Origin of the sequence: Massilistercora timonensis (assembly GCF_048354975.1) — a bacterium.
Lineage (GTDB): Bacteria > Bacillota > Clostridia > Lachnospirales > Lachnospiraceae > Massilistercora > Massilistercora timonensis.
In genome coordinates, this window is sequence record NZ_DBGCJQ010000103.1 from 1 (window position 1) to 11,885 (window position 11,885).

Below are 11,885 nucleotides of genomic sequence, written 5' to 3' on the forward strand. Positions count from 1 at the left end.
ATGACCCTGGAGGAGCTGGGCCGTCAGGTGAAGGAGGTCTTTGGCCTTCCCGATGTGCGGATATTCGGCGATCCCGGCAAGCGGGTGAAACGGGCGGCGATCCTTCCAGGATCCGGCAAAAGCGCGATCCCGGAGGCGCTTAGGCAGCAGGCCCAGGTGCTGATCACCGGAGATATGGGGCACCACGAAGGCATTGACGCCGTGGCCCAGGGGCTTGCGGTGATCGACGGAGGACATTACGGGATCGAGCATATCTTCGTGGAAGATATGAGAAATTATCTGGAAGAGCATTTTCCAGAACTGAAGGTGGAGACGGAACCGGTCCGTCATCCTTTTATGACGGTCTGAAGAAAGGGGAAGGGCTATGGAGAAGAACACCTACTGCGTCACCGTGGGGGAGGAGAAGCGAAGCTATGAGGAAGGAACTTCCTATCAGGTGATCGCCCGGGATTTTCAGAAAGACTATCCCCACGATATTGTGCTGGCCTTCGTGGACGGCAGGCTCCAGGAGCTTCACAAGACGCTGCAGGCAGACTGCGCGGTAGAGTTTGAGACCACCGGCGGATCTGCAGGGCACAAAACATATAAGCGGAGTATGAGCCTTCTTCTGGTGAAAGCCATCTATGACGTGGCTCCCCGGGAAGCCATCGGCAAGGTGCGCATCCATTATTCGGTGAGCAAGGGATATTATTATACGATCGAGGGGGATGTGACGCCGGATCAGGCATTTCTGGAACGGGTGGAGGCCCGGATGCGCCAGATGGTGGAGGAGGATCTGCCCATCCGCAAGCGGAGCGTACATACGGACGAAGCGATCCAGATGTTCCATAAACACGGCATGTATGACAAGGAGCGTTTGTTCGAGTACCGGCGTGTCTCCAAGGTCAATATCTACAGCCTGAACGAATTTGAAGATTACTACTATGGATATATGGTCCCAAGCGCCGGGTATCTGAAGTATTTCAAGCTGTATCCCTACGACGAGGGATTTGTGCTCCAGATGCCGGAAATGTCAGAACCGGAGGTGGTTCCGCCTTTTGAACCTCAGAACAAGCTGTTCCAGGTGCTGAAGGAATCCACCCGGTGGGGCGATATGCAGGGGATCGAGACGGTGGGGGCGCTGAACGACAAGATCACCGGCGGCGACGCCACAGAGCTGGTGCTGGTGCAGGAGGCCCTGCAGGAGAAGCGGATCGCGGAGATCGCGGGACAGATCGCGTCCAGGCCGGATATTAAGTTTATCCTGATCGCAGGTCCTTCCTCATCGGGGAAGACCACCTTCTCCCACCGGCTGTCCATCCAGCTTCGGGCCAACGGGCTGGTGCCCCATCCCATCGCGGTGGACAATTATTTTGTGGAGCGGGATGAAACGCCAAGGGACGAGACGGGAGCTTTTGATTTTGAATGTCTGGAAGCGGTGGATGTGAAACTCTTTAACCGGCAGCTGACAGAACTTCTGGCGGGGAAGGAAGTGGTGATCCCGGAATTTAATTTCGTGGCAGGACATAAAGAGTACGGGAATAAGCCCAAGAAGCTGGGGGAAAATGATGTGCTGGTGATCGAGGGTATTCACTGCCTGAATCCCCGGCTGACAGAAAGCCTTCCGGATGCCCACAAGTTTAAGATCTATATCAGCGCGCTGACCCAGTTAAATGTAGATGAGCACAACCGGATCCCCACCACAGACGGCAGGCTGATCCGGCGGATCGTGCGGGACGCCAGGACCCGGGGGGCTTCCGCCCAGAGGACGATCCGCATGTGGCCCTCTGTCCGGAGAGGAGAAGAGCGCAATATCTTCCCATACCAGGAGGAGGCGGATGTGATGTTCAACTCCGCGCTGATCTATGAGCTGGCAGTGCTGAAACCTTATGTGGAGCGGCTGCTCTTTGGCATCGACCGGGACTGCCCGGAATACGTGGAGGCCAAACGGCTGTTGAAATTCATGGATTATTTCGTGGGGATCGGAAGCGAGATGGTTCCCATGAACTCCCTTCTCAGGGAATTCATCGGCGGAGGCTGCTTCCATTTATAGCATAGGAAAAGAAGGTTTGCCGGATTTTACCAGTATGTTGGCGAAAAGGCAGGGACCGGATGATCGCGGAGGTTAAGCGTCAGCCTCGGAGTGATCGTCCGGTCCCTGCCTTTTTTGGACTATTTCTGGTAAAATTCTTCGATACGGTCCAGCCGGGAGGTCATGTTCTGCAATAAGAGATCTGCGATGGTGAGGGCGGTCATGGCTTCTACCACCACCACGGCTCTGGGGACGATCACCGGATCGTGCCGGCCCTGGATGGTGAGCTGGGTATCCTCCAGCCGGGAATTGACGGTCTTTTGTTCCCGGGCGATGGAGGGTGTGGGTTTGACAGCTGCCCGCAGGATCAGGGGGGAGCCGTCGCTCATGCCTCCAAGGGTGCCGCCGGAGTGGTTGGTTTCTTTCACAACTTCTCCGTCCTGGCAGAGGAAGGGGTCGTTATTTATACTTCCTCTGGACCAGGCGGCAGCGAAGCCGTCGCCGATCTCCACGCCTTTTACCGCGCCGATGGACATGATCCCTCTGGCGAGAGAGGCATCCAGCTTCTGAAACACTGGTTCCCCAATGCCGGCAGGAAGTCCGGTCACCTGACATTCGATGATGCCGCCGGCGGAATCCAGGGATTCTATGCATTCCGTCAGATAGGCCTGGGCTTTCTCGGCGTATCCGGAGTTCGGCATATACAGCGGGTTGGTGTTGATGGCGTTGAAATCATATTCTTCTTCCGGAACGGAGACGGGGCCGATGGCTTTGGTGTAAGTGCAGAGACGGATGCCAAGCCGCTCAAGAAGCCTGGCAGCCACTGCGCCTGCCGCCACCCGTCCAATGGTCTCCCGGCCTGAAGAGCGGCCGCCGCCCCGGTAATCCCGGAAACCGTATTTCATATCAAAGGGATAGTCTGCGTGTCCCGGCCGGTAGCAGTCTTTGATATTCCCGTAGTCCCTGGAGCGCTGGTCCTGGTTGCGGACCAGAACGGAAATGGGAGTCCCGGTGGTTTTGCCCTCGAACACGCCGGAGAGGATCTCAGCCTGGTCCGACTCCTTCCGGGCGGTAGTGTAGCGGCTCTGTCCGGGTTTGCGCCGGTCAAGGTACTGCTGGATATCTTCCGCGGTAAGGGGAAGGCCTGCGGGACAGCCGTCGATGACCACGCCCAGGGCCGGGCCGTGAGATTCTCCCCAGGTTGTGATGGTAAATAAAGTTCCGTATGTTGATCCTGCCATAAATAGACTCCTTTTTATCGTATTAAACTATTAAATCGGTTTCACTCCAGTCTTATTATATAGGAAGTTCATATCTAAAGCAAATCATATCAATTTCATCATTATATTCAGGAAAATTCCAAAAAATAGAAAAACTCTATAAATACAGGCTATATATGATGTTTTTCAATTAGACAATATGAAGGGAGGAGGGGTAAAATATACCCGGTTTATTTGAGGGACCTGATTTTAGAGAAGATTTTCAGAGCAAGGAGAGAGCTGAAAGTGAAAAATGTGAAAATTTCAAATTTATCATTTTCGTATGCGGGAACAGATCGTTTGATCTTGAAAGATATTGATATGGAAGTGAACACCGGAGAGTTTGTGTGTCTGCTGGGACAGTCAGGATGTGGAAAGAGTACGTTCCTGCGTCTTTTGGCGGGACTGGAGAAGCCGACGACCGGAGAGATTCAGATCTCCGGACAGAAGGTGGAGAAGGCTGGGCTGGACCGGGGCGTGGTCTTCCAGGATTACGGGCTTTTCCCGTGGATGAGCGCGGGAGAGAATGTCCTGCTTGCTCTGAAGCAGAAGTTTCCGGACAAAAAGAAAACGGAACTGAAGAAGATCGCACTGCAGGCCATTTATGATGTGGGATTGAAGGAAGATGTGTTTGATAAATATCCGAAAGAATTATCTGGAGGTATGAAGCAGCGGTGTGCCATTGCCAGATCCTTCAGCCTGAATCCGCCAATCCTTTTAATGGATGAACCATTTGGGGCGTTGGATGCTGTGACAAGAGCGAAACTGCAGGAACTGGTGAAGAACCTCTGGAAGAAAGATGCGATCAGGAAGACAGTATTCTTTGTCACACATGATGTGGAGGAGGCGCTGCTTCTTGGGACCAGGATCTGTGTCCTTGGACAATCTCCAAGTCAGATTATTTATGAGTGTAAGATCGATGAAGAGAAAAAGCCGGAGCGAAAACAGATGTACGAAGATCCTGAGATCATGAAGCAGAGGAATAAACTGATCGAGTATATCAACCACGACGTGGCACGGCATATTGAGGAATAGGCTGTGACAAGAAAGGGTTCTTGTTTGGCATAAATTTATACTAAAAGGAGAAATGAGAAATGAAGAAGAAAGTGATAGCAGTCCTGCTCATGTTGAGTATGGTCGCTGCAATGCTTGCTGGGTGCGGAGCGTCATCTGGATCGTCAGAGGAGACTGCGGAGAGCGAATCCGCTGAAGGCGGAGCGGACGAAAGAACGGTCCGTCTTGCGTTTGAGCCAAGTACTTCCCATGTGCTGAACATTGTTGCGGAGGCGCAGGGATATCTGGAGGAAGAAGGAGTTACCGTAGAATATGTACCATGTTCTACATATGAAGATGCATTTACCGGCCTTGCGGGAGGCAAGATCGATGTACTTTCCAATTACGGGACCAATCTTCCCCTTCAGTATATTGGATCCGGTACAGACCTGACTATCTTTGGCGGTTATATGATCACAGGATGTATGCCGATCATTGCGAAGGCGGGTACAGAATGGAACGGTGTTGAGGATATGATCGGGACCAAGGTTGCTGGTCTCCTGAATAACTTTGCGGTAACCGGAGCACTGCTTGATCTGGGATATGACCCGGAAACAGAAATTGAGTGGGTGGAACTGGCCGATTATTCTGAAAGAGTTGCTGCAGTGAAAAGCGGTGAGGCAGATTATGCGATCCTTGCCACCGGATTTACCTATCAGGTACAGAATGACCCGTCTCTGGAAGTGGTTGCTTTCTGTAGCGATATTATGCCGGATTATTCCTGCTGCCGTGTAGAGGCGAATACTGACTGGGTTAATGACAACCAGGAACTGGTAAAAGATCTGCTGAAGGCATGGATCCGGGCACAGAACTGGTATGAAGAGAATAAGGAAGAGACTGCGAAACTTGTGGCAGAGGATATTGATGTTTCAGAGGAATATACGGCAGCATACGTTACTAACGACCATCTGAAGCTGAGTGTGGATCCTTATCTGTCTTCCGTAGAAAGAGCATGGAATTATCTGGGAGAATTGGGTTCCCTCCAGGATGGCTGGGAGGATATTGATATCTCCAGCCATGTAAATGTAGATCTCTATAAACAGGCTCTGGATGAGTGTGTGGAAGAGCATTACGACGAGGCTCCGGAATTCTACGACAGACAGCTGGAAATCTTTGAGGAAGTAGATCAGTAGGTCATATTGACGACAGTTTCACAACAGCAACTGGATTCAGTTGCTGTTGTGTTTCGTGGAGGTAACGATGAATAAACTGAAAACATTTGTAAAAAATTACTGGATCACAGTTGTGATTATCGCAGGCGCGGTTCTGGCATATAAAATACTGACCGATCAGGGTCTCCTGGATCCCTTCGTATTTGTCAGTCTGGAGTCGATCGGGGCCTCCTTTGCAGAGTTCTGGCCGGTTATGCTTCAGAATATGCTGGCTTCCTTCTCGCTGCTTTTCCCGTCCCTGCTGGTGGGGATTCTGATCGCTCTGGCAGCGGGGATCATTATGGGATTCTATACAAAGATCCGGGTAACACTGAATCCCATCGTATATGCAGTCAGCGTGATACCTGTCATTCTGCTGTCCCCCATCGCCATTCAGCTGGCACCAAGTTTCCGGGCGGCCTCGTTTTTTATGATCGTATATAATACCATATGGCCCACATTGTTCGCGACGATCACCGGGATTCAGACGATCGACAAAAGATATCTGGACAATGCGGCTACGCTGGAACTGAAAGGATTGAAAAAGATGGTGAAAGTAGTCCTTCCGGCGGCGATGCCATCCATTATCTCCGGAGCTATCACTTCTCTGAGAAGTTCCTTTATTGTCCTTGTATTTGCGGAGATGTATGGAACAGATTTTGGAATGGGGTATTTTATCCGAAGATACTCGCTGATGGGTGTATACAGTAATGTCTGGAGCGGCTTTATCTTCATGGTGGCGGTTCTGGTACTGGTTGTCCAGGTGTTTGAGCTGATCGAGAGAAGGCTTTTGCGCTGGACAATGGAATAAAATTGCAGGAAAAGGTTGTTGGGGCAAGAAGGAGCGTGCGTGATGAAACAGTCTTATGTCAGGGAATCTGGTCTGCACGATCAGATCTTCCGGGAAATGGAAGCAAAATATCAAAAGGAAAGCAGGGAGAAACAATTTGCTTATGGTTTCGCGGAATTTCTGCGAAAGAAAGCGATCTGGATCGATCCGGAGGATCCCCTGGCAGGGTATTCGTTTCATTATTCTTATAATACTTCAGTGCCGGTGAAGATGGAGGAGGAATTTGATCCTCTTAAGCCGGCCAAAGTACAGATGGACAACCCCAGACAGCTGGCGGAGACGGCAGAGGCGCTCCATCTTAAGGCGGATTCGGAAGAATACCGGACGCTTTCTGTCTTCATGGATTGCGTGAGGGACTGGGTCTATAAGCACTGGCACTGCGGTCATTTTATCGCAGGATATCAGAGGCTTTTGCAGCAGGGATTTGGCGGGCTTCTGGAGAAGATCCGGGAAGTTTATGCAGGAACAGACGAGCCGGAGAAAAGAGATACGCTGGAAGCTTATGAGATCGCTGCCCGGGCCTGCGTGGATTATATCCATCGTTATGAGAGACAGGCCAGACAGATGGCAGAGGAGGAAGAAGACAGCGGGAAAAGAGCGCGTCTTGTGCGGATCGCGGATGCCTGCAGCCACATTGCGTCAGGAACACCCGGCACATTTTTTGAGGCTATTCAGCTCTACTGGTTTGGGCATGAGCTGATCCTGGCGGAAAGTGTTCCTTCTTCGGTTTCTCTGGGACGGTTTGATTATTACCTGACGCCCTATTATGAAAGAGATATCAGAGAGGGAAGGCTGACCAGGAAGGAAGCCTGGGATCTGGTGGCTTCTTTCTGGACAAAGTGTAAGGCAAATACAAAAGGTTATCAGAATCTGGTGCTGGGCGGGACCCATGGGGATGGCCGCTGCAGTATCAGCGAGCTGACTTACATCTGTCTGGATGTGACGAAGACCTTGAAATATGATCAGCCTTCCGTCTGTTTCCGGTGGACCAGGGATCTTCCGGATCGGGCCTGGAAAGAGATTGCAGAAGTGATCAGGACTGGGACTGGATTTCCGGCGCTCTTTAATGAAGATGTCTGTCTGAAGATCAGAGAACGATCCGGGATTCCCGGAGAACTGGCCTGGGAATATGCATTTGCAGGCTGTGTGGAGATCGGGATCCCCGGGAAGGAGTATACCATCACGGAGATGGCTAGATTAAATCTGCCCAAGATCCTGGAACTGATGTTTCATCAGGGAAGAGATCCGGTTTCGGGAGATCAGTTTCCACTGGCTCATATGCGGACAGAAGAGGAAATTTGTAAGATCTGCTCTTTTGATGAACTGATGGACTGGTATCTGGAGGAAATGGAATTCTATATCCGTCTGGGACTTACAAGCGCGCAGATGCTGGATAGGATGTACGGGATCAATTATCCGCTCCCGTTTTTCTCCCTTCTGATGGAAGGCTGTATCGAGCAGGGGATCGATGCTGCCAGAGGAGGCGCTCTTTATAATAACGCAAGCCTGAACATGTGCGGGCTTGCAACGGCGGCGGACTCTCTTGCGGCCTTGAAGAAGCTGGTATTTGATGAAGGAAAATACAGCCTGCAATATCTGATCGCGGCGACGGATGCGGATTTCAACGGATATGAAGATCTGCAGCTGCGGCTTCTCAACCAGTGTCCCAAATACGGCAATGATCAGCCGGAGGCGGATCGGATCGCTGTGAAGATCACGGAGCGGTTCTCAGAGATCGCAGAGCAATATGAGACTCCCCGGGGCGGAAAATACCGGGTGGGAATGTATTCCGTAGAAGATCATTCCCATATGGGGAATGCTACCGGCGCCACCTGCGATGGGAGAAAGAAGGGAAAAGCGCTGTCCAATTCCATGGGGCCGGTGCAGGGAATGGATACCAATGGACCGACGGCAATGCTGAATACGCTGAACCGTATTGATTTTTCCAAAGCGACCAACGGGATGGTGCTGGATATGAAGATGACGCCCACCTTCCTGGAGAAGGAGGATCACCTGAGAAAGCTGAGGAATCTGATCGAGACTTATTTCCAGAGAGGCGGACTGGAACTGCAGATCAGTTCGGTTTCCAGGCAGACGCTGCTGGATGCGCAGGAACATCCGGAGCAATATGGGAACCTGGTGGTCCGGGTATCTGGGTTCAGCGCTTATTTCACCAGCCTGTGCAAGGTGACACAGGATGAGATTATTGAACGGACGGAGGTTTCTTAGAGATGAGTATCACTTTGAATATCAGTAAGATCCAGAGATTTTCTGTAGATGATGGGCCGGGGATCCGGTCCACCGTCTTTTTAAAAGGATGTAATCTGCGCTGCCGCTGGTGCCATAATCCGGAGAATCTGACGGCGCTGCCGGTTCTCCAGTATAAAGAATCCGCCTGTATCGGCTGCAGGAGCTGTGCGGCTGTCTGTGAGCGGGAAGCCCATATATTTTCAGAAGAAGGGCATCGGATTGATAGAAGAAGATGCGCCGGTTGCGGGAAATGCGTGGAAGTCTGTCCCAACCGTGCGCTGGAATTGCTGGGGCATGAAGAAAAACTGGAGGATCTGTTGACGGAACTGATGAAAGATCAGGATTACTATCGGGTATCCCAAGGAGGCGTGACCTTCTCCGGCGGGGAGCCGCTGCTGCAGGCAGAAGCACTTGCCAGGACTCTTGAAGAATGTAAAAGAATGGGGCTGCACACTGCAGTGGATACAGCCGGGAACGTGCCGTTTTCCTGTTTTGAGGCCATCCTGCCGTATACCGATTTGTTATTGTATGATATTAAGTGTATTACCCCGGAATTGCATGAAAGATTCACTGGGGTGCCAAACGGGCAGATCCTGGAGAACGGAGAAAAGCTTCGGGAAAAAGGAGCCCACATGTGGGTGCGCACACCGGTGATTCCTGGATTTAATATGGAAGAAACAGAGTTGTCCAAAATCCGCCGATTTGTAGCGGAGCAACTAAAGCCAGAGCAGCATGAGGAGTTGCCCTATCACGATTATGGAGTAGGGAAATATCAGATGCTGGGTATGAAGGCCGAGACGTTTGGATCATAACCCGCAGTTTTCACAAAAAGAACGCCGTATTTTCAAATTTTTTTCAAGATTTTATGCTGTACTTTTGAAAGGATGCATATTATAATGTTAGCGTGTGAGCCTGTAAATAGCAAGAGGAGTATGTTTGTATGGGAAATACGGATAAAAACACCGATAAAAATGCAGATGAGATCATCCAGGAGACTATGAAGGAGATCTACGAGGATCTGGATAAAGAAAAGGCCTTTGAGAAAGAGGAAGAGACGGAAGAAGACTTTCTGGATGAGGAAGATATAGAGACAGACGAGGAGGACTTTCTGGACGAGGAAGATGCAGAGACGGACGAGGAGGATTTTCTGGACGAGGAAGACTTCCCCGGCGCTGTAGAGACAGCTTTGGAGACCGAAAATGCAGAGGCAGAAGAGGAAGTTCAGGAAGAGGAAGCCCCGGAGATCCCGGATGAAGAGGATGATGAAGAGGAAGAAGAGACCGAGGAGGAGAAAGCTTACCGGAAGCACAAGTTCCGCAAGAAGCTGGCGATCGTTCTGGGAAGTATCTTTGGTGTGCTGGCAGTGGTTTACCTTGGATTTGCTTTCTTTTTCTCCAGTCACTTTATGTTCTTTACCACCATCAATGGAACAGATGTAACGTTAAAGAGCGTAAGCCAGGTAGAAGAGTATATGCGCCAGCAGGTGGCTGACTACACGCTGACCCTGGAGGAGTCCGACGGCGATACAGAGGAGATCTCAGGATCTGATATTTCCCTGGAATACGTGCCGGGAGACGAGCTCGAGAAACTGGTGAAAGGTCAGAAGAATTTCCTGTGGCTGAAGGCGCTGTGGGATCATCCGGAGCTGGAGGCCAGGGTAGGAGTAAAATATGATGAAGATGCGCTGGCCAGGCAGATCGAAGGACTTGCCTGCATGGATCCGGAGAATCAGGTGAAGTCTGTGAACGCCCATCCGGAGTTTAAGGAGACGCAGTTTGAGATCGTGCCGGAAGTGGTGGGGACACAGATCAACACGGAAGTATTCAATGAAGCTATCCGCACCAGCATCGACGGATTCCAGCATACCATGGATCTGTCGGAGACCGGCAGCTATATCCAGCCGGCGTTCGTAGAAGATTCGCCGGAAGTGATCGAGGCCAACAAGGCGATGAACGAGTATCTGAAGGCTAAGATCACCTACGATTTCGACCCGGAGACAGAGGTGGTGGACGCTTCTGTGATCTCTCAGTGGGTGAAGGTAAATGACAAGATGAAAGTCACCTTCGACAAGAAGGCGGTCAAGAAATATATCGGGGAACTGGCTGACAAGTATGACACCAAAGGAAAATCCAGAAAGTTCACCACTGCCACAGGCAATACGGTGACGGTAGAGGGCGGCGCCTATGGCTGGAAGATCAACCAGGATGAGGAATACAAGGCGCTGACAGAGAATATCAAGAAAGGCGAGACTGTTACCCGGGAGCCCAAATATTCCAGCCGGGCGGCAAGCCATGGAGCCATTGATATCGGAAATACCTATGCGGAGGTAGATCTTACCAACCAGCGGGCATACTTTATCAAGAACGGCAAGGTGGTACTGGATTCGCCGGTGGTAACGGGAAATCCCAACAAAGGAAACGCCACGCCTCAGGGGACGGACTCTTTAAGCTACAAGACCAGGAATGCGGTACTGCGCGGCGACCGGCTTCCGGACGGATCTTACAGCTACGAATCTCCGGTAAAATACTGGATGCCCTTTAACGGCGGGATCGGATTCCACGATGCCTCCTGGCAGTCCGCATTTGGCGGAACCCGCTACAAGACTCACGGGTCCCACGGCTGTATCAATATGCCTACAGATCAGGCGGCTAAGATGTATGAGCTGATCTCAGACGGGACGCCGGTAGTTGTCCACTACTAAGACAAAGGATGGAAACAGGATGTATGAATTGATAAAGCGTGACGGCCTTGCCAAGAGGGGAAGGCTTCACACAGTACATGGGGTCGTTGAGACCCCTGTATTTATGAATGTGGGAACTGTGGCCGCCATCAAGGGCGCCGTTTCCACAGAGGATCTGGAACAGATCGGCACCCAGGTGGAGTTGTCCAACACTTACCATCTCCATGTGCGCCCGGGGGACCAGGTGATAAAGAAACTGGGCGGGCTTCACAGGTTCATGGTGTGGGACAGGCCGATCCTTACAGATTCCGGAGGATTCCAGGTATTCTCCCTGGCGGGCTTGAGGAAGATCAAGGAAGAGGGAGTGTACTTCCAGTCCCATATCGACGGACATAAGATCTTCATGGGACCGGAGGAGAGTATGCAGATCCAGTCCAACCTGGCCTCCACCATTGCCATGGCCTTTGACGAATGTCCTTCCAGCACGCTGGACCGGGATTACATTGAGCGCTCCGTGGACCGCACAGCCCGGTGGCTCAGGCGCTGCAAGGCGGAGATGGAGCGGCTGAATGCTCTTCCGGACACCATCAATCCCCACCAGATGCTGTTTGGCATCAATCAGGGAGGGGTG

The 11,885-nt window shown here is 51.5% G+C and carries 10 protein-coding genes; 9 read left to right on the forward strand and 1 reads right to left on the reverse strand.

All coding sequences use genetic code 11. The features are described from left to right. Both ACML7B_RS09415 and ACML7B_RS09420 read left to right on the forward strand, forming a co-directional pair. On the forward strand, positions 1-348 hold a 348-nt coding region (locus ACML7B_RS09415; RefSeq protein WP_418540888.1), incomplete at its 5' end, for a Nif3-like dinuclear metal center hexameric protein. A 16-nt stretch (positions 349-364) separates the two neighbouring features. After that, positions 365-2,032, forward strand: a complete 1,668-nt coding sequence (locus ACML7B_RS09420) for a nucleoside kinase (RefSeq protein ID WP_418540891.1) — start codon at positions 365-367, stop codon at positions 2,030-2,032. Between the two features lie 119 nt (positions 2,033-2,151). Here ACML7B_RS09420 and aroC read toward each other — a convergent pair whose 3' ends face one another. After that, a complete protein-coding gene (gene aroC / locus ACML7B_RS09425) occupies positions 2,152-3,252 on the reverse strand; it encodes a chorismate synthase (RefSeq protein WP_418540894.1) in 1,101 nt (366 codons plus the stop codon). Positions 3,253-3,570: 318 nt separating this feature from the next. Here aroC and ACML7B_RS09430 point away from each other — a divergent pair, with 318 nt between their 5' ends. From ACML7B_RS09430 to ACML7B_RS09460, 7 genes are all read left to right on the forward strand, one after another. Beyond that, complete coding sequence (locus ACML7B_RS09430) at positions 3,571-4,305, forward strand: ABC transporter ATP-binding protein (RefSeq protein WP_418540897.1); 735 nt, start codon at positions 3,571-3,573, stop codon at positions 4,303-4,305. 59 nt (positions 4,306-4,364) lie between these two features. Next, positions 4,365-5,456 carry an ABC transporter substrate-binding protein gene (locus ACML7B_RS09435; protein ID WP_418540898.1) on the forward strand — a complete coding sequence of 364 codons (1,092 nt, stop codon included), beginning with the start codon at positions 4,365-4,367 and terminating at the stop codon, positions 5,454-5,456. Between the two features lie 67 nt (positions 5,457-5,523). Continuing rightward, positions 5,524-6,285, forward strand: a complete 762-nt coding sequence (locus tag ACML7B_RS09440; protein WP_418540900.1) for an ABC transporter permease — start codon at positions 5,524-5,526, stop codon at positions 6,283-6,285. Positions 6,286-6,327: 42 nt separating this feature from the next. Further along, entirely contained in the window at positions 6,328-8,553 is a 2,226-nt protein-coding gene (locus tag ACML7B_RS09445) for a pyruvate formate lyase family protein (RefSeq protein ID WP_418540903.1), read from the forward strand. A 2-nt stretch (positions 8,554-8,555) separates the two neighbouring features. Then, positions 8,556-9,386 carry a glycyl-radical enzyme activating protein gene (locus ACML7B_RS09450; protein WP_418540906.1) on the forward strand — a complete coding sequence of 277 codons (831 nt, stop codon included), beginning with the start codon at positions 8,556-8,558 and terminating at the stop codon, positions 9,384-9,386. Positions 9,387-9,514: 128 nt separating this feature from the next. Continuing rightward, on the forward strand, positions 9,515-11,275 hold the full coding sequence (locus ACML7B_RS09455) for a L,D-transpeptidase family protein (RefSeq protein WP_418540908.1): 1,761 nt from the start codon (positions 9,515-9,517) through the stop codon (positions 11,273-11,275). Between the two features lie 19 nt (positions 11,276-11,294). Further along, positions 11,295-11,885 (forward strand): tRNA-guanine transglycosylase (locus ACML7B_RS09460; RefSeq protein ID WP_418540910.1); only part of this gene is annotated, 591 nt, incomplete at its 3' end.